The 17,917-nt window shown below is 58.3% G+C and carries 19 protein-coding genes, 3 tRNA genes and 1 pseudogene; 14 read left to right on the top strand and 9 right to left on the bottom strand.

What is annotated here, in order from left to right:
- Positions 1 to 83: 83 nt before the first annotated feature.
- The 7 genes and pseudogenes from ACQAYK_RS08135 to ACQAYK_RS08105 form a co-directional block, all read left to right on the top strand.
- A pseudogene (locus tag ACQAYK_RS08135) lies at positions 84 to 380 on the top strand (HU family DNA-binding protein); the annotation flags it as partial.
- A gap of 11 nt (positions 381 to 391) precedes the next feature.
- Positions 392 to 467, top strand: a tRNA-Val gene (locus ACQAYK_RS08130).
- Between the two features lie 10 nt (positions 468 to 477).
- Positions 478 to 554 (top strand) — tRNA-Asp (locus tag ACQAYK_RS08125).
- Between the two features lie 79 nt (positions 555 to 633).
- Entirely contained in the window at positions 634 to 2,112 is a 1,479-nt protein-coding gene (locus ACQAYK_RS08120; RefSeq protein WP_483167458.1) for a peptidylprolyl isomerase, read from the top strand.
- Positions 2,113 to 2,169: 57 nt separating this feature from the next.
- On the top strand, positions 2,170 to 2,979 hold the full coding sequence (locus tag ACQAYK_RS08115) for a flagellar brake protein (protein WP_483167457.1): 810 nt from the start codon (positions 2,170 to 2,172) through the stop codon (positions 2,977 to 2,979).
- 23 nt (positions 2,980 to 3,002) lie between these two features.
- Positions 3,003 to 4,061 (top strand): flagellar hook-length control protein FliK, encoded by a 1,059-nt coding sequence (gene fliK, locus ACQAYK_RS08110; RefSeq protein WP_483167456.1) that lies wholly within the window; start codon positions 3,003 to 3,005, stop codon positions 4,059 to 4,061.
- Positions 4,054 to 4,344 (top strand): EscU/YscU/HrcU family type III secretion system export apparatus switch protein, encoded by a 291-nt coding sequence (locus ACQAYK_RS08105; protein ID WP_483167455.1) that lies wholly within the window; start codon positions 4,054 to 4,056, stop codon positions 4,342 to 4,344. Before fliK ends, ACQAYK_RS08105 begins: the two co-directional genes overlap by 8 nt.
- An 11-nt stretch (positions 4,345 to 4,355) precedes the next feature.
- Here the strand turns inward: ACQAYK_RS08105 and ACQAYK_RS08100 are convergent, their stop codons facing one another.
- From ACQAYK_RS08100 to ACQAYK_RS08090, 3 genes are all read right to left on the bottom strand, one after another.
- Entirely contained in the window at positions 4,356 to 4,913 is a 558-nt protein-coding gene (locus ACQAYK_RS08100; protein WP_483167454.1) for an HdeD family acid-resistance protein, read from the bottom strand.
- A 22-nt stretch (positions 4,914 to 4,935) separates the two neighbouring features.
- A complete protein-coding gene (locus tag ACQAYK_RS08095) occupies positions 4,936 to 5,448 on the bottom strand; it encodes an AAA family ATPase (protein ID WP_483167453.1) in 513 nt (170 codons plus the stop codon).
- A gap of 132 nt (positions 5,449 to 5,580) precedes the next feature.
- Positions 5,581 to 5,667, bottom strand: a tRNA-Leu gene (locus ACQAYK_RS08090).
- A 38-nt stretch (positions 5,668 to 5,705) separates the two neighbouring features.
- On the opposite strand from ACQAYK_RS08090, the gene rnr reads away from it, so the two are divergent.
- A complete protein-coding gene (gene rnr, locus ACQAYK_RS08085; protein ID WP_483167452.1) occupies positions 5,706 to 7,940 on the top strand; it encodes a ribonuclease R in 2,235 nt (744 codons plus the stop codon).
- 29 nt (positions 7,941 to 7,969) lie between these two features.
- On the opposite strand, the gene ppk2 is transcribed toward rnr, so the two are convergent.
- From ppk2 to ACQAYK_RS08070, 3 genes are read right to left on the bottom strand one after another with little or no spacing between them, the layout of a single operon-like run.
- Positions 7,970 to 8,743 (bottom strand): polyphosphate kinase 2, encoded by a 774-nt coding sequence (ppk2, locus tag ACQAYK_RS08080; protein WP_483167451.1) that lies wholly within the window; start codon positions 8,741 to 8,743, stop codon positions 7,970 to 7,972.
- A 55-nt stretch (positions 8,744 to 8,798) separates the two neighbouring features.
- Entirely contained in the window at positions 8,799 to 10,406 is a 1,608-nt protein-coding gene (locus ACQAYK_RS08075; protein ID WP_483167450.1) for a GGDEF domain-containing protein, read from the bottom strand.
- A 27-nt stretch (positions 10,407 to 10,433) separates the two neighbouring features.
- Positions 10,434 to 11,339 (bottom strand): GGDEF domain-containing protein, encoded by a 906-nt coding sequence (locus tag ACQAYK_RS08070; RefSeq protein ID WP_483167449.1) that lies wholly within the window; start codon positions 11,337 to 11,339, stop codon positions 10,434 to 10,436.
- Between the two features lie 128 nt (positions 11,340 to 11,467).
- Between ACQAYK_RS08070 and ACQAYK_RS08065 the strand changes: the two genes are divergently transcribed.
- The 5 genes from ACQAYK_RS08065 (at position 11,468) to ACQAYK_RS08045 (ending at position 15,080) form a co-directional block, all read left to right on the top strand.
- Positions 11,468 to 11,878 (top strand): hypothetical protein, encoded by a 411-nt coding sequence (locus ACQAYK_RS08065; RefSeq protein WP_483167448.1) that lies wholly within the window; start codon positions 11,468 to 11,470, stop codon positions 11,876 to 11,878.
- Between the two features lie 50 nt (positions 11,879 to 11,928).
- Positions 11,929 to 12,429 carry a flagellar basal body-associated FliL family protein gene (locus ACQAYK_RS08060; protein ID WP_483167447.1) on the top strand — a complete coding sequence of 167 codons (501 nt, stop codon included), beginning with the start codon at positions 11,929 to 11,931 and terminating at the stop codon, positions 12,427 to 12,429.
- 11 nt (positions 12,430 to 12,440) lie between these two features.
- Positions 12,441 to 13,301: a flagellar motor stator protein MotA gene (motA, locus tag ACQAYK_RS08055; RefSeq protein WP_483167446.1), complete on the top strand. Its 861-nt coding sequence runs from the start codon at positions 12,441 to 12,443 to the stop codon at positions 13,299 to 13,301.
- Between the two features lie 3 nt (positions 13,302 to 13,304).
- Positions 13,305 to 14,240, top strand: coding sequence for a flagellar motor protein MotB (motB, locus tag ACQAYK_RS08050; protein WP_483167445.1), 936 nt, complete (start codon positions 13,305 to 13,307; stop codon positions 14,238 to 14,240).
- 129 nt (positions 14,241 to 14,369) lie between these two features.
- On the top strand, positions 14,370 to 15,080 hold the full coding sequence (locus ACQAYK_RS08045) for a PilZ domain-containing protein (protein ID WP_483167444.1): 711 nt from the start codon (positions 14,370 to 14,372) through the stop codon (positions 15,078 to 15,080).
- Between the two features lie 21 nt (positions 15,081 to 15,101).
- Here the strand turns inward: ACQAYK_RS08045 and ACQAYK_RS08040 are convergent, their stop codons facing one another.
- On the bottom strand, positions 15,102 to 15,938 hold the full coding sequence (locus tag ACQAYK_RS08040) for a hypothetical protein (RefSeq protein ID WP_483167443.1): 837 nt from the start codon (positions 15,936 to 15,938) through the stop codon (positions 15,102 to 15,104).
- A 1-nt stretch (position 15,939) separates the two neighbouring features.
- Positions 15,940 to 17,280, bottom strand: coding sequence for an exodeoxyribonuclease VII large subunit (gene xseA, locus ACQAYK_RS08035; RefSeq protein WP_483167442.1), 1,341 nt, complete (start codon positions 17,278 to 17,280; stop codon positions 15,940 to 15,942).
- Positions 17,281 to 17,364: 84 nt separating this feature from the next.
- Between xseA and trxA the strand changes: the two genes are divergently transcribed.
- Positions 17,365 to 17,745: a thioredoxin gene (gene trxA, locus ACQAYK_RS08030; RefSeq protein ID WP_483167441.1), complete on the top strand. Its 381-nt coding sequence runs from the start codon at positions 17,365 to 17,367 to the stop codon at positions 17,743 to 17,745.
- Here the strand turns inward: trxA and ACQAYK_RS08025 are convergent.
- The gene (locus ACQAYK_RS08025; protein WP_483167440.1) at positions 17,742 to 17,915 is read right to left on the bottom strand and encodes a hypothetical protein; all 174 of its coding nucleotides are present in this window, start codon (positions 17,913 to 17,915) and stop codon (positions 17,742 to 17,744) included. The two genes, trxA and ACQAYK_RS08025, sit on opposite strands and share 4 nt — an antisense overlap.
- Positions 17,916 to 17,917 lie beyond the last annotated feature (2 nt).

The following is a 17,917-nucleotide window of genomic DNA, read 5'->3' as shown; positions in this document are numbered from 1 at the left end:
GGCGGTTTATTTTTGCAGCTGTTCTTGACAGCGCTTTTTTTGTCCTGCTATAAAACTCTGGCCTTAATCGTCAAGCCTTACAGTACACACTCAGGAGACAGGGAAATATGAACAAATCCGAATTGGTCGAAAAAATTGCAGAAGAAGCCGACGTATCCCGCGCTGCAGCCAGCCGCACTCTCGATGCAGCGATCAAGGTCGTTACCGAGGCACTGCAAGCCGGTGACCAGGTAACCTTGGTCGGGTTTGGTTCCTTTGTGGTTGCTGAGCGTGAGGCACGCAAGGGTCGTAACCCTGCCACGGGAGCAGAGATCATGATCCCTGCCAGCCGCTCGCCCAAGTTCAAGGCTGGAAAAGCGCTTCGGGATGCAGTAAACTAGGTCTTCTGGTCGGACGGTTAGCTCAGTTGGTAGAGCGTCGGCTTTACACGCCGAATGTCGGGGGTTCGAGCCCCTCACCGCCCACCAAAGCCCTTGTGGGGTGGTAGTTCAGTTGGTCAGAATGCCGGCCTGTCACGCCGGAGGTCGCGGGTTCGAGCCCCGTCCACCCCGCCACAACGCAGGCGATCCCGATGGGGTCGCCTTTTTTTATGTCTCGGTGCTTACGGATAGTCCACACCTTTGAGGTTTTTCTATGCTTGATGTCTTTCGTGGTCTGGCCCAATCCTGGGTGGCAAAAATCGGGATGCTCGTCATTGGTTTGTCTTTTATCCTTTGGGGCGTAAGCGGCTACCTATTCAACCAAGGCGATGCCACCGAGGTGGTCGCCAAAGTGGACGGCGAAAAGATCAGCAGCAGCCTCTTTCAACACCGTCTGCAACAGGCGAAAGAGCAGTACGCCCATGTTTTTGGCAGTGACACGGCCAGCAAAGTGACCAAGACCCCAGCCTTCGCGCAGCAGGTTCTCGACAGCATGATCGACGACCTACTGCTGGCGCACCAGGCGAGCAAGCTGCATCTGCAGGTACCCGACAGCGCCCTGAGCGCCAAGATTGTTGCGATGCCGGTTTTTGCGGAAAGTGGGAAGTTTTCCCGAACCCGTTATGATCAGCTCCTCAAAGAAAATGGTCTGACTCCCGCGCAGTTCGAGGCACAATTGCGCCAGGGGATGCTGCTGGAGCAATTACAGGCCCTGCCCCAGATCCTCGCCAGTGCCTCGCCCCAGGAGGCGCAACAAGTCTGGCAGTGGTCCCAGGAATACCGCGATGTCTCCGTATTGACCCTGCATAATGCGCAATTCATTGCCCAGGTGCATCCCAGTGCCGCAGAGATCGACCAGTATTACCAGGCCCATAAGGCAGAATTCCAGCAGCCCGCGCAAATGCAGGTACAGTACCTCGTTCTGGGGAAGAAGGACTTTGCCGACGAGCTGCAGTTCGAAGCACAGATCGACAACTTTAAAAATCTCTTATTCAGTAGCCCAAATCTCCAGGCCGTGGCCAAGCAGTACGATCTGACGCCAGAGCAGAGCGGCCTTCTCGAGGAGGGGAAAGCCGGTACCGGAGTATTCGCTGAACCGGCAGCCGTCAAGCTGGCCTTCAGTGCGGCGGTGCGCGCCGGCAAGAACAGCAGCGCCTTGCGACTTGCCAACGGCGATTTGCTGGCATTGCACCTGATGCATTACCAGCCTGCCCAGACACGGAGCCTGCAGGCAGTGGAAACGCAAGTCCGCAGTGCAGTGCTCCAGCAGCAGGCGGCCAAGATGCGTCTGGCAGAAGCCAAGCAATTGCTGGCAACGGCACGCAAGGAACAGAGTATTGCTTCTTGGCAAAAGGAATATTCCGCAGAGCTCGTGCATTATCCCGAAATCTCCCGCCGGGAAGCGCATGGCCTGTCATCGCCGTTGCTCCAGAAAATATTCCTGGCAGCGGCCCCTGCCAGCGGCAAGGTCACTGTGGGATCGCTGGAAGATACCTCTGCAAGCACCTTGTACGCGGTTGCCGGGGTGGTCCTGCCCAGTCCCGATTTGCTCAATCCCTCGGTGCGTGATGAAATTCAGAAGTCCCTGGCGGAGCAACGGCTGCGACTGCTGAGTCGAGCCTATCTGCGGGCCCTGCGCGATCAGGGAAAGGTAAAGATCTATCAAAGTAATCTACAACAGGCAATTGGATGATCGTTACGGAAATTTGCAGAAAGTAGCCGTTCATCCGTAGAGGGGGAGGGGAGCGGGGTGTCGGAGAGTCTCGAGAATCTGCAGCACAAGCTGTTCAGCGAAGAGTACCAGATTGGGGCGGGAAGCAAGGCGCTACAGATAATCGAGCGCATTACCCGTGAGCACCTTTTCTGTACCCTATTCTTTGCAGAGCGTGATCGTAGTTACACCTCCATGCTGCTTCCCAATGCCGACTCTGGCAGCCTGGTATTGGATCTTCCTCTCGACCTGCCGACGCAAATTCAGTCGGGGACCCCGGTAGTGCTGCTGGCGCGTATTGATGGCGTGATCACCGGCTTTCGTTCAAATCTGCGCGAACGAAGTCCGGAGGAACTGGTCCTGGATTTTCCCGAGGCCCTCTATCAGATGCAGCGGCGGCAGCTCTATCGGGTACCGCCGGCAGTCGGCGATCCCGATCAGGTAATGATCTCCCGCCTAGGAGCTGAAACGTTTTTGGGCACAATGCAGGACATCAGTGTGGGCGGTATGCGTGCCCTGTTTCGACCGGCGCCACGAGATTTTCCCGTGCAGGCAGGAGAGCACTTTCCTGACGTCCGCTTTCAGCTGCGCGGCGGCAATGAGCTATCGCTGTCAGCGATCGCCCGCTTTACTGATCTGCACAGTCAGCGTGGCGATGCCCTGGTGGTTGGTCTGGAGTTTCAAGACATGTCCGCCGCGATCCGAGAAGGCATCGCGCAATATGTTCAAAGCCGCGATCGCGAAATTCTCAAGGCCCTGGGCATTGGTCTCGGTGGTGGGAGAGCCAGCGGAACCGCTGAGCAACCGGCGGGTCTGGGGCGCAAGCTACGTCGCTGGTGGCGGGGTTGAGCGGGTGACCATGAGGGGTGTCAATGTCCGCTGATCTGCCCCGAGTTCTGAATGCCCTGCGTCCCGTGCAGGGCCGCGCCCTGCCGGACGGCGGTAGCGGGGATCGAGGCTTCTCGGCGCATACTGCAGCCGGTACCCTGTTGACCGGGCAAATCATTGGTCAATCTGGTGAGTTGAGTCTGGTTCGCATTCGTGGCCAGGATTTTCTGATGCAGCTCCCGCAACGCTGGCCAACGGCACTGCGGGAGCTCTCCCTGGTGTACCTGGGTGGACAGGAGGAAGCCAAGTTTCTCCTGCTGCAGCCCCAGGGCGCATCTTCCTCCGCGGCAACCAGTCTATCGCCTCTTCTCCGAACGCTGTTCGCGGCGGCGTCGGCATCCGCCCCAGCAACCCTCGCCTTGGTTGGCGTCAATTCTGGCGGACAAATCCTGGCTTCGTCTCTCGCCGCTTCTCTGCAGAGCGGCGTGGAAAGCAGCGGGATGTTTTATGAAAGTCATCTGCAGGCCTGGGCGCAGGGAAATTATCCTTCGCAACGCTTGCTCCAGGAGCCGCAGGGAAAATTGAGCCCATTGCTCCATAGCGATATGGCGAACGGTGGGGCGGAAGCCTTGTCCTCGCTCAGTCCTGCCCCGTTTCGTTTGGCGCAGGCGCAACAGGCGCTGGGGGTCTACGCGCAAGTGGCGGCCCAGGGTTCTTCTGCCTTTACCGTGCCAGCGGCGCTGCATACCGTGCTGCAGCAGCAGGGGCAGGTGCTGATGCAGCAGCAATTGCTCTGGAACGTGTCGGTGTGGCCGGGGCAAAACGCTATTTGGACGGTACGCCGTCGCGACGAGGATGCCCAGGATGGCAAAGCGCTTGCCGTGGAAGAGCGGAGCTCTTGGGAGAGCCGAGTGGAAATGGATCTTCCCTCCTTGGGGCACCTCGACGCACGCATACGCCTGCGTGGTGACAATCTGAGCTTACGGATGCAGGTGTCATCACAGATTCTGAAGAGTCTACACGCCAAACTCGAAGAATTGCGCTCGGCGCTGGAACTGCTGGGATTGCAGGCAAATATCCGCCTCGAAGCGGAAAATGGCTGAAACGATCGACCCAAAGCGCAAAAAAGCTGCCGCGGCGCTCCGCTATCAGACCGGTGATGCGGCGCCGACCCTGGTGGCCAAGGGGCAAGGACTGATTGCCGAGCAGATCATCGCCGCCGCAGAATCCGCAGGGGTCTATGTGCACCACTCGCAGGAATTGGTCAGCTTATTGATGCAACTGGATCTGGATCAGCAAATTCCACCAAAATTATACCAAGCGGTGGCCGAATTATTGGCGTGGGTGTATCGCTTGGAGCAGGATCATTCCGCTCGCTCCAGATAGGAGCACCGTGTTTATCCGCCGTTTCCTTTCAGGAGCCGACTGAGCAGCAGCAAGGCAATGCCATCGAAGATCAGGTTGATGCCCACAAAAATGCCCACCAAAACCAGCGAGCCTCGGGGCCAGGTGAGGAGAAACAACAGGGCGATCAAGACATCGACGATGCCACTGAAGATGAACCAAGGGCGGCCTAGCCCCCCGGAGCGTTGATGCGCGGTAAAATTCCGGTAGGCATCCAACAGAAAATAGAGAATGAACAGCAGACCGAGGCTGGCAATCCCGGCGGCTGGTTCCCAGACGATGATGAGACCGGTGATGAGTAGGAGCAGGGGCCGTAGCCAGTCGGAGAAATGCCGTTGACTATCGCCGTAGAGGTGCACGGACCAGAAAACTCCGCCCAGAATCAAGATGGCGGCGACAATTCCAACGGTAAGGGTGGAGAGAAATACCGGGCTAATGAGGCCAATGATGCCCACCACGATGAGAAGGACGGCGACTGGGCGGGCAAATTTTCCCAGGCGTTTTTGTTCTGCCTCGATAATCGTGGAGAGGTCTGGTGGTCTGAGGTTCATACTGGGCTCCGCTGGCGATGATTTATGCCTTCAGCTTAGCACAGCTGGTTTCTGCCGCCTCCAACGCTTGCCAGTAGGTATCTTGGGGCTGAAGCCGCTGGATCTGCTCGCGCAACACTGCAGCCCCCACCGGATAAGAGCGGCTCTGGTCTTTGCGAATCAGTTCGACCAAAGGCTGAGCGGGAAAATATTGCAATGCCATTTCGCGCACTCCCATCTCGCACAGAAGGCTTGCCTCACGCGTCAACTGCTCGGGATCAATGTGGGTATCGGCCAGAACCAGCACATCTGCGCTCAACAGATCATGTAGCCGCTCCACCCATTGCTTCTGAATTTCGCTTTCTTGCCCAACATCCCAGTCCGTCCAGGAGAATGCCGTGTCATGACTCTTGCCGTATTGTTCGCGGCGCAGTTGGTCGCGTTCGAGGATTGTGATTTGCAGATGGGGAAAGCGCTTGCCAAGATCCTGTGCCCAGGTTGATTTGCCCGAGGCGCTGGTTCCTACCGTAAAAAGTACTAAAATTTCTGGATTCATCGATGGTTTCTTTGTAGGTGATTGCCCGGACTGCAACCTGCAGACGCATGGACAAAAGGCTCGCCTTCAGGGATAGTAAGGCAAGTCAGCTTGCAAACATTGAATGAAATGACCAAAAAAATTCTAGGAGAGTGGTACCGAGGACTGGATTCGAACCAGCACAAGCTTTCGCTCACTAGGACCTGAACCTAGCGCGTCTACCAATTCCGCCACCTCGGCAATAGCGCGCATCATCTACCAACAAGGAGTTTTTGTCAATGCCGGAGCAAGAGTCGCCCAGCCTGTCCCTGCCAGATCGGGATCCCATGTACGAGCGGGAAAAAGAAAAATATGAGCGCCCCATCGTCAGTCGCGAGTTTATTCTGAGTTATCTGGAGGGATTGGGGCATCCCGCCCGATTGGAAGATCTCATCGAAGACCTGGAGGTTGCAGAGGAGGATCAGGAAGCGCTACGGCGGCGCCTGCGCGCCATGGAGCGTGATGGCCAGGTACTGCGCAACCGGCGTGGGACCTATGGGCTCGCGGAAGCGATGGAGCTGATCCGCGGGTCCGTGATCGCCCACCCCGATGGCTTCGGTTTTCTCTCGCGCGACGATGGCGGCAAGGACCTGTTTCTCTCCCCCCGGGAGATGCGCAAGGTGTTTCATGGTGATCTTATTCTCGGTCGGGTGATTGGTGAGGATCGGCGCGGGCGCCTCGAGGGTGCCGTCGTGCGCGTACTCGAACATGCCCTGACCCAGGTGGTGGGACGCTACCATGCGGAGGGAGAAAGCCGTTACGTGTTGCCGGAAGACCGTCGGCTCAGCCAGGAATTCGTGGTAACCGGCGCCGGAGAGCTGGCGCCGGTGCATGGCCAGATTGTTGTGCTGCAGATTGAAACCTATCCCGACGGGCGCAATCTCCCCGAGGGACGCATCGTTGAGATCCTTGGCGAACATATGGCCCCGGGAATGGAGGTCGAGATCGCCGTGCGCAGCTACGGTCTACCGTTCCAGTGGCCAGTGGCAGTCGAGCAGGAGGCCGCCACCATTGCGCCGGAGGTCCCGGAAGAAAAGAAGCAGGGGCGCTACGACGTGCGCGACCTGCCGCTGGTGACGATCGATGGGGCAGACGCCAAAGATTTTGACGACGCCGTGTACGCGGAGCGGATGGAGGAGAGCGGATTCCGCCTCTTTGTGGCCATTGCCGATGTGGCGAGTTATGTACAACCGGGGTCGGCTCTCGACCAGGAGGCGCGACGGCGGGGCAATTCGGTCTATTTCCCGCGCCGCGTCATTCCCATGCTCCCCGAGGTGCTCTCCAATGGCCTGTGTTCCCTAAACCCGCAGGTAGATCGCCTGTGCATGCTCTGTGAGATGGAAATCGCCGACAATGGAGAGGTGCAGCGTTTTCGCTTTGCGCGTGCGGTGATGCGCTCTCAGCGGCGCTTTACCTACGATGAAGTGGCGCAGCTCCTGGCCGGCGCGATGCCAGCCGAAGGCGCAGATGCCGCCTTGCTTCCCCATCTGCAGACCTTGCACGCGCTCTATTCGGCGTTGGCAAAGGCACGGGAAGAGCGTGGCACCATCGAGTTCGACAGTCAGGAGAGCCGGATTCTCTACAATGAGCAGGGGCGGATCGAGGCCATCGTGCCGTTACAGCGTAACGTCGCGCATCGCATGATTGAAGAGTGTATGCTCGCCGCCAACGTCTGTGCGGCGCAGTATTTCCGCATTCATCAATTTCCCATGCTGTATCGGGTACATCCAGAACCGAATGCCGACAAGATCGAAGATCTGCGCCGCTTTCTGGGCGAGTTGGGCGTCCCGGTACGCCTGCCGGCACGTCCACGCAGTGCCGATCTGGCGCAGATCATCGAGGCCACCCGCGAGCGCGCCGACGCCACCCTGATCCAGACCATCATCCTGCGCAGTCTGTCGCAGGCGTTCTATACCGTGGATACCAGCCTGCATTTTGGTCTGGCCTATCCCGCCTATACGCACTTTACCTCGCCCATTCGCCGCTATCCCGACCTGCTGATCCATCGCGGCATTCAGGAAATGCTGGATGCCGCAGCGGCTGGACGCCCGGTCCGAACCCCTGCGCTGGCGGAGCTGAAAGAGCTGGGGCAGCACTGCTCGATGACCGAGCGTCGTGCCGACGAGGCCTCCCGCGAGGCCGTGCAATGGCTCAAATGCGAATTCATGCTCGATAAGGTTGGCAATGAATATTCCGCTATCATCACTGGCGTCACGGGCTTTGGTCTCTTTGTTGCGTTGCGCGAGGCCTACGTGGAGGGGCTGGTACACATCAGTACCCTGGGTGCCGACTACTACCATTTCGATGCCAAACATTATCGCATCGTCGGCGAACGCAGCGGAGAAGTCTTTCAGCTGGGGGAGGAGCTGCGCGTGCGCCTGGTGCAGGTGAATCTGGACGAGCGCAAGATCGAGTTCGAGCGTGTGCTGGCTGAGGGCGAGGAAGGAGCGGGGCGCCGTCGTCGGCGCGCTTGACGCCGACCACGGCAGTGTTGTGCCCCAGACTATGGGGCGATGCCGCCGTTTTCCAGATAGCTCGGGTCGTAGTCAAAAATGACATTGCGATCCGGGCTGACCAGATCCACATCCTTGCCGTCGTAATCCAGACGCAACAGGATTTCCTTTATGATCTGTAGGCGCGCCACTTTCTTATCGTCGGCGCGGACGATGGTCCAGGGGCAGAGGGTGCCGTGGCTGCGCGCAAACATCTCGTTGCGCGCCTTGGAATAGTCCTTCCAATGTTTGACCGCCTGTTGATCGATGGGGCTGGTTTTCCATTGTTTCAGTGGATCATCTTCCCGGGCTGCCAGGCGGGCCTTCTGTTCTTTGCGGGTGATATCCAGATAGAACTTGCGCAGGTGGATGCCGGAGCGCATCAGCATACCCTCCAGTTCCCCAACTTCCTGAAAAAATTCTTCCAGCTGCTTTTCCGTACAGAACCCCATGACCCGTTCGACGCCAGCGCGGTTGTACCAACTGCGATTGAAAAGCACGAATTCCGCTGCCGCCGGCAGGTGTGCGATGTAGCGTTGAAAATACCATTCCGTCTGCTCGCGGTCCGACGGCTTGGGTAAGGCGACGACGCGGGTTTCCCGCGGACTCAGGTGCTCGATGATGCGCTTTATGCTGCCGTCCTTGCCCGCACCGTCGCGCCCTTCGAGAATGATCAGGATTTTGTCGCCGCGCTGGATGATATGCCGTTGCAGCTTCACGAGTTCGATTTGCAGCAGCCGCAGCTCTTCCTTGTATTGGATGGAATTCTCTGCCTTCTTGTTCATTTTTGTTCCTCGGATGCGCCTATCCTATTATTTTTAGGTCGCGTGGAGGGTGGCGTCAAGTAGATGTTGTTCGATCCGACTGTACAGAACTGGGCGCTGGCTGGCCTTGGCTGCGATAAATCCGCTGGCGTCCATCCCGTTTTGCCCGATACAGGGCCTGATCGGCGTCAGCAAGGGCCGTCTCCAAGCTGGTGGCGGGGCTCCACCCCACTACCCCGGCGCTGAAACTTACTATGATTCCCTGCTGTTTGCCGGTCAGTAGCGGCTGCGCGTGCAGGGAAGTTTGCAGGCGCTGCAAAATCTGTATGGCGGTATCGGGATCGGCTCCGGGCATGAGAATGACAAATTCCTCCCCGCCATAGCGCGCAATGGCATCTTCAGCACGCAGGCTCTGGCGCAGGAGTCGGGAAAAATGGCGCAGAACTTCGTCGCCGGTTTCGTGACCATAGTGATCGTTGATTTTTTTGAAATAATCGAGGTCCAGCAGGGCAATGCTCAGGATGCCATTCTGCCGTGCCAATCGCGCTGATTCCCGCTCGAAGGCCAGATGCAGTCCGCGACGATTGAGCAGGTGGGTCAGGGGGTCTTCATGCACCAGGAGATTGAGTTGGGAGATCTCTTCCTCCATGTCCTGCACTCGGCTGCGGGCAGTCTCCAACTGTACACGCGCCTCGCGCAGCGCAGTATGGGATTCGCGCAGCATGTCCTGTAAACCGCGGCTGCGCTCGACTAGGTGGCCCACCAGCTGGCGAATTTGCGTCGGATCTTCACTCTGCTCTATCTCCGAGCTCAGGCGCACAAATTCCGTATAGGTTTCAGTGCTTCCTTCACTCAGGTTTTCGATATACTGAAAAACGAGTTGCAACAGCTCTTCCAGGGTCTTATCCACGTCGTTGACGAGTTCCCGGCGCTGTTCCTGCCGGTAGAGCAGTTCGCTCAAGCCGGAAAGCAGTTCCTGGGCGCGGCGAGCGCTTTCGGGGGGCGCGTCGAATTCCTTGCCGAGGCTTCTGAGTTGTTCGCCAAACCAGGGAGTTTTGGTAAACGATTCGGCGCTGGAGGAAAATAGCAAGCGCAAAGCGCGGCGATAGATATCCTGAATTTGTTCTTTTTCTCTCTCCTTCTCTTCCAGAAGATGCCAGAGGTTTCGCAGCAATTGGACAAGATCTTCGGCAGGCGTGGCTGTATCGCCTACCAGCCTGTCGACGGCCTCGATGATGGCCTGCCCTTGGTCATCATTTTCCAACGGAATGGCAAAGCCGGAACGCAGTCCACGAAACCAGATCTGTGGCATGGTGACGGAGCTGTCACCGCTTTCCTCGTCGCAGGCGCTACCGCGCGTCGGCAGGGCTCGCCAGCGCGCGACGAGTTTCGCCATGGCTGCGAAGATTTCTGCGCTGTCCCGCGCTTTTGCCAGAAGCGTGTGGCGCTGCTGGAGCTTCTGTATATGAGCGAGCCCAGCCTGGCTACGGTCCCACTCCTGAAGAAAATTGCCAAGGGTTTCCCGCCAATCAGCCGGTAATGCACTCTTGGGCGTGAACCCTTCTTCAGCGCCAAATAATTTGTGGTAAACGAGTCGATAGTTTTCGGGATCGGCGGACAGATTTTCTTGCAGCAGGGTCTTCAGGACGGAAAGGCCAACCTCTTTCGGATCGAGTTCGGTCATGAGTTACCAGCCGCGCAGCAGAGAGAATCAGCGGGATGATACGGCGGGTTGCTGCTTTTCGGAAGCCCTTGCAAAGCCTAATCTTGCCCTGCCACGCCCCTCTGCTTTGGCCTCGTAGAGTGCTGCGTCGGCAGCAGCAAGGACAGTTTCGTGGGGGCTGTCTGCCGTCAGGGCGGCAATGCCGACAGAAATGCTCAATCCAAAGGAGCTTCCGTCGTCAAAATATTGGCGACTTGCAAGCAGGCGTTCGCAGAGTCGATTGGCCGTCCGCAGCGCGCAGGATTCTGTCATCCCGGGTAGAATCAGGATGAATTCCTCGCCGCCAAAGCGGTACACGCCGTCGTACGGGCGCAGGGAGCTGCGCAGAAAATCGGCCAATATTCGCAAGGCCTGGTCCCCGGCGAGGTGACCATACTGGTCGTTGAAGGCCTTGAAATGGTCGAGATCGACGATCGCGACGCAGGCGGCTCCACCCCGCTGCACCATCGACTGTTGGCGCAGGAGATCCTGCGCCAGTCGACGACGGTTGGGCAGGCCAGTCAGCGCATCCGCTTCACTTTGCGCTCTCTGACCTTGCAGTAATGCGTTCCAGCAGTCGTTTTGAAAGCGAGTCACCCTTTGCAGGAGTGCCCGGTCGCAGATGTATAGTCGGTTTTTTGACGATGTATCGGCGCGCAGCTCATGTAGCAGAGCATGGCATGCCTGTTCGAGCGAGGACCAGGTTCTCCGATCTTCCTCCCGGAGGATTGGCTCTGGATCATGCAAAGCGCGCAAGAGCTTCTGCTCCGCCTCCCGCGTGTCGGCCTGGTCGAGCCACTCAGACCAATAGGCATTCCAGGCGTTGATGAGCCGATCCAATGCGGCAAGGACAATGTCCTGACCCTCATCGCGTAGCTGCAGGGACTTCGGTTTTTGCCAAGAGCGCTTTTCCATGAGATTTCCCTTCACCGTTGGTATGGGTCCACAAGCACAAGTCGTACCACTTCTGTCACGGAGGAATTCAAGAAATTCTCCAGGTGTGTCGCTATTCACCTCAATAGCTGACTTCCGCGAGGTGAGGCGTGCTGAACCATTTGCAAGCAGGTGAGAGGTATGGGGGTGCCGGCGAAGTCGGCAGCGGAAATCATGATGCCCTACCGCTCTTCATCTTTGGTGTTGAGCAGAGTTTGCGACGGGTGCGCACGCGTGCTGGTTGTGCGGTAGCCCTGGAGCCCTGGCCCCAACTCGCCCATGCCGAGCGGATCGTGCAGCATCAGCTACTGCAATTACCGGAAAACTGGACCAGAGAGCGGCAAAATCTTGCCGATCGACTATGTAGATTGTTGTTATTACGTTTTGCCCATACCCGTATTTTTGCGGACACCTCCGCGTTGGAGCAGTGCCCGGCAATTCTTCTGGCACTCTCTCGGGTATGGTGGGGGGAGGGCATGGCAGTGCGCGGGCAGGACGCGGAGACGCTTTCGCTGGGTTAGCGGAAGGGAATGGTTGGAGCATTTTTTTACGACAGGGAACGACACGGAAGATGGCAGGAAAAGAAAAATCGGGCAAGGGAAAGATCATGTTGCTGGCGGTCATTGCCGTCCTGTTGCTGCTGATTGCCGCTGGCGGCGCCTGGTGGTTTCTGCTGCGCTCGACTGCGGCGCCAAGCAAGGCGCAATTGCAGGAGCAGCGTGCTCAGCAAACCAAGTTCATTGAGCTGGGTGAGCTGGTAACCAATCTGCAAAGTACGGATGGGAGCACACATTACATCCAGGTAAAAGTTGAGCTCAAGACCTATGACGCCGATCTGGAGAAAAAAATTCAGACCTATCTGCCAGAGATCAGGAATCAGGTATTACAACTGCTTGCCGCACAACAGGCGGATAAGGTCAGTGACCCTGCGGTAAGAAGTCAACTGCTGGACAAGATCAAAGCCGGTGTCAACCAGATTCTGGAAACCGATGGTGGTGCGTTGCCTGGTCCGGTAGGCAGTAAGAATCCTCCCATCGTGGCCGCGTACTTCAGTAGTTTTGTGGTTCAATAGGCGGAAAAGACATGTTTCTCATCATTGGTTATGTGATTGCGCTGGGGGCCATTTTTGGCGGATTCATGGCCGAAGGCGGCAAACTCGCAGCGCTCATCCAGCCGTTTGAGGCACTGATGATCATTGGCGGCGCGTTTGGTGCCTTTTTTGCCTCCACTTTTCCCAGAAGTTTCAAGGCAGTTCTCAAGACGTTGCCGATGGCACTCAAAGGCAGCAAATACACTCGCGCTGCCTACATGGAATTGCTGAGCCTCCTCAACGAAATCTTCGGGCGCATTCGCCAAGGCGGGCTGATGTCCATCGAGGCAGATGTCGATGACCCGCAGAACAGCGAATTGTTCAAGAAATATCCAATGATTTTGGCAGATCATCATGTGCTGGAATTCCTTACCGACTATCTGCGGCTGATGGTGGGTGGCACCCTTGGCGCCTTCGAGATGGAAAATCTCATGGACGTGGAGATCGATACCCACCATCGGGAACTGGAGGTCCCTATCCATGCCCTGACCCGGGTGGCGGACGGCATGCCGGCCTTCGGTATCGTGGCAGCGGTGATGGGGGTGGTCAATGTGATGAGCTCGGTGGATAAGCCGCCCGCGGTGCTGGGCGAACTGATCGCCGCCGCATTGGTGGGCACCTTTCTCGGCATTCTGCTGGGCTATGCCGTGGTGTCGCCAATTGCGGCGCGTATGGAAGACCGCGCGGCGGAAAGCAGCAAAATGCTGGAGACCATCAAGGTCTCGTTGCTGGCGACGATGAATGCCTATCCGCCGCAGGTTGCCGTGGAGTTTGGACGGAAAGTCCTGTATTCCACCGAGCGCCCCAGTTTTCAGGAGCTCGATGCGCATCTGCGTGAGATGAAGGGCAAGTAAGCGATGGCAGAGGGAAAAAAAGACCAGCCGATTGTCATCAAGCGGATCAAAAAGGGGGGCGGCAGCCACGGTGGGGCGTGGAAAATTGCCTACGCGGACTTTATCACCGCCCTCATGGCCTTCTTCCTGTTGATGTGGTTGCTGGGGTCCACTACCAAGGCGACCCTGCAGGGGATTGCGAACTGGTTCAAGAACCCGGAGCGTGTCTCGCTCATGGGCGGGCCGGGGACCGGGTCGTCCAATTCCATACTGAATGGCGGCGGCAGTAATCTGAACAAGACGGTCGGCCAGGTGCAGCGTGGTGAGAAACAGCAGGTGTTACCCAGTCCGCAGCCGCCGGGGGCCGAGGCGCAGGAGATCGATCAGCAAAATCTGGCGCGCCTGCAACAGGAACTGGAGGCACAGATCCGCGAGAATCCAGCCTTGGCCGCGTTTCGCAAACAACTGCTGATCAATATCACCCCCGAGGGCTTGCGTATCCAGGTGGTGGATAGCGCCAAAAGGCCCATGTTTCCCAATGGCAGTACTGACCTAGAACCCTATGCGCAAGTGATTTTTGAGGCCATCGCGCCCACCCTCAACACCCTACCGAACCGGGTCAGCATCACCGGGCATACGGATGCCTTGCAGTATCTCAACGGTGGCAGAGGGTACAGCAATTTCAATTTATCCGCAGGGCGAGCCAACGCGGTACGACAAGTCATGGTGCAGCATGGTCTGGCGGAGGCCAAAATTCTGCGGGTGATGGGGATGGGGTCGGCGGTGCTGTTTGACCGTCAGAATCCCGACTCCCCGCTCAATCGTCGCGTGACCATCGTGGTGCTGAGCAACACGGCGGCCGATCGCATCATCAAAAATCAGCAGGCGGTGATGAATGTGAGTGCGCCTTCCTCGGCAAACGATGCGCTGCGCAGCGTCGCCGTGACTCATTCCTCCTGAGCCCGCGCGAGTGGCCAAGCGCGCCGACCTGATTCTCCGATTTTGTTTCCTGTGATACTGTCCCGATAAATCATCGGCAGTGGTCAGGAAGAAATCCGCATGATGGAGCCAGCGCAAGGGAGAAGATCGATGACAGGTGAGCCTGATTCTCAGGGAGGTGTCCTGGTCGATGATGCAATAGTCGAATATCTGCTGTATTTGCGTGAGAGTGGTGGCGCGATTGCCCTCAGCGACTTGCGTCGAGGAATGCATGGGATTGGTCGGGTGGTACGACTCTCTTCGCGGGGCGTAACTATTGCCTGCGAAAATTTCTGTAGCGCGCATGCTAAGGTTCTTGTCGCCCACTATGAGCCCCGACGCTCAGTCCATTTTCTCCTGCAGGAAGGCAAAGAAGAGGAACCGGGTGTTTGGCTTTTCCCCTACCCAAGCAGCATTCAGATCCGTCAGGGGCGCAAGAATCTGCGCTATACCGTCAGCAGTCCCGTCCTCGCGACCTGGTATGACCTGCAGGGGAAGGAACTGGTCTCCGGCGATGTCGTCGATATCGGCCTTGGCGGGTTATTAGCGAGTATTTATGTATCGAGTGAACAAGCCCCAGAGACCAGTATTGGTGAGGAGGGTGATCGCGGCCAGATCGTCCTGCGTCGCAATGACTCCCGGCAATGGAAAGGGCAGGCGGAGCTGCGGCGGCGGGTCCCTCTCAATCCTCCCGCAGAGGAGAAGAGCATCGCCGGCGCTGCCGAGTTTGTCTTGCTCGGATTTGCCTTTCAATTCGCCAATCCGCAGGCCATAAATGAGCTGACGGATTTTTTTCAGGGGATTCTGGGGCCAGTCGCTTGACGCAACTTGCGTGCGTGGCAATTAGTTCTGCACGCTGGGGATGGCGTGCGCCTTGGGAACACGCCGACGCTGGGCCTGCCGCTGTTTGGGCAAGCCAAAGCTTTCCTTGGCAAAACACCAGCCAAAGAGTCCTACCCAGAGCAGAAGCATGACCGATAAGGCAGCGACAAGGGCCGCCGCCGCGGCCTGCTGGAGAATATGGGCGAGATAGCTGATTCCTGCTTGCAGAAGCAGACTGGCGAGCAGAAATACCAGCCAGATCCGTACATTGCGCAATACCGCCAGAAAGCCGGCGAGAAGGGCGAGATAGCCCTGCCGTACCAGCCCCAGTACGACGGCACCCACTGAAAGCATCAAAAATACATTGCCGAGCAGGGTTTGCGCATTCCCCAGGCTGTTGCTGAGGAGATTCTTCAGCCACAGAGGCAGCCTTGCCCAGCCGCCCGAGTGTAAGGTCTTCAGCGTGGCCGCCGAAGAAATATGGTCATGCGCCAAAATCCCCTGCAGGTAATGGTGCAGCGACCAAAGTACCAGCAAAATGACAAAGACCAGCAGCGCGAGGACCAGCCCCAGGCGGAGCAGGGGCAGCCAGGGCAGATCGCGAAAGGCAAGAAGCAAGTCCGGTATCTGCCAGCCTCCCAGTTCCACGGTCATGGCCGTGGCGAAGATGAGGGCGGTTTCCAGACCGGCAAAGGGAATGGTCAGGATCAGGGGCTGGTGACTGAGATTGAGCAGCATCAGCAAGCCCGAAAGAAAAATGAAGGCGACCGGAGCCTCCCTTTGCAGCGCCCAGGACTCCCGAGTCCAGCGCCGGAACCAGCCCGGTGGTACGGAATGAGGCTGCAGGGTCGAGGCCACGCTATTCTTCCCGCTCCAAGACCTGGCTGTGCAGGTGCCCGCGCCAGAGCTGTACCTCGATGCGCGCACCCACTGCCACTCCCACGCTGCTGCGCAGAACGGTACCCTGGCAATCGCGCACAATGGCATAACCACGTTCCAGAACCGCCGTCGGATTGAGGGCCAGCAGTCGCAAGCGCCACTGGTCCAGTTCCCGTTCCTGCTGTTCCAGCTGGCGCTGGATGGTGAAGCGCAGACGCGCGCGCAAAAGCCCGATCTGGTCCCTGTGGCGATTGATCCGCTGGCGGGGATCGAGACGCAGCAGACGGGCCCGCAGTGCAGTCTGGTGTTGCTCCGAACGTGCGAGATGCAATCGCATCTGCCGGCCTAGGCGGCTCTGCAGCTGCGCGACCTCACGCTCCTGCTGCTGCAATGCCGTGAGAGGATTGCGCAGGCGGACGCGTAAATAATCGAGGGCGAGGATGGCGTCGCGCAAGTGGCGTTCCATACTACGGATCAGCTGCTGGCGCTGGTTGCGAATGCGCTGAGCCCATTCCTCCCGATCCGGACTGATCTGTTCGGCGGCAGCGGTGGGTGTGGCGGCGCGCCAGTCCGCCACGAAGTCGGCTATGGTAAAGTCGATTTCATGGCCGATACCGGTTACCACCGGCAGGACGCTGGCATGGATGGCACGGGCGATGCGTTCGTCATTGAAGCACCACAGATCTTCGGCGCTACCACCACCGCGGGCCAGAATGATGAGGTCTTCCTGCGCGCGCCGATTGGCGCTTTGCAGCGCCGCAACGATCTGCGCCACCGCCGCTTCCCCCTGTACCTGAACCGGGTAGAGTAACAGCTCCAGCAGAGGCCAGCGCTTGGCCAAGGTGACGCGGATATCATGCCAGGCGGCCCCCGTTGCCGAGCTGATCACTGCCACCCGGCGCGGATGTTGCGGTAGCGACCGCTTGTGTTCGCTGGCGAAGAGCCCCTCGGCGGCAAGCTTGTCCTTGATGCGCTGAAATTCCGCGGCCAGATTGCCGGCGCCCAGCTCTTCCATCTGTTCGACGATGAGCTGAAATTCGCCGCGCCCCTCATACAGGGTGGGCTGGGCGAGGACCTGCACCTGCTGCCCATCGCGCGGACGCCAGGATTGCAGCCCATTGCGGTTGCGAAACATGGCGCAACGCACCTGCGCCTGGGCATCCTTGAGCGAAAAATACCAGTGCCCAGAACTGGGGCTGGCAAAGTTGGAGATTTCGCCTTCTACCCGTAGCGGCGGAAAATTTCCCTCGATGATCTCCCGCACGGCACTGTTGAGGTCGCTCACCCGTAGAATGGGCATCGACGCGGCATATTCGCTCATATTTCCTCGGGTATCGCCACTTTTCTTGACCTTACGGGGAGCAGGACTTATGGTCAACCCAAATTCGCTAGACAAGGAGGCCGTATGGCCGTGGTAGAACTGACGCAGGACAACTTCGAACAGATCATTGCCGGCAACGAACTGGTGCTAGTGGACTTCTGGGCGCCTTGGTGTGCCCCCTGTCGCGCCTTCGCGCCCATCTTTGAGGCCGCGGCCGAAAAATATCCAGATGTCATCTTCGGTAAGGTGAACACCGACGAAGAGCAGGAATTGGCGGGTGCCTTTCAGATCCGTTCCATTCCTACTCTGACGATTTTTCGGCAGCAGATCGGTATTTTTTCACAGGCGGGCTCCTTACCGGCCAGCGCCCTCGATCAGGTCATCGAGCAGGCCAAGGACCTCGATATGGAGCAGGTGCGGGCGGAGATCGCCGCGCAACAGCAAGAAGGTGGCGCACAGCACTAAGACGCGCCGTGGGACGGGGAGGCCGTACTGGCTTGCGGGGCCGCCCCGCTCTTGCCGATACCGGCGGGCTGGATATTGGTGAAGCCGATGATCACCAGGGCTACCATCGCCGCAGCCCAGAGCACTAAAAACAGGAACATCAGCAGGGTGGATCGCTTGGGTTTTTTCACGG

The sequence above is a fragment of the Acidithiobacillus sp. AC3 genome (assembly GCF_050261095.1).
In the GTDB taxonomy this organism is placed as follows: domain Bacteria; phylum Pseudomonadota; class Gammaproteobacteria; order Acidithiobacillales; family Acidithiobacillaceae; genus Igneacidithiobacillus; species Igneacidithiobacillus copahuensis.
Note: the sequence above shows the minus strand (reverse complement) of the source record. Positions and strands in the feature narration are given on the sequence as shown.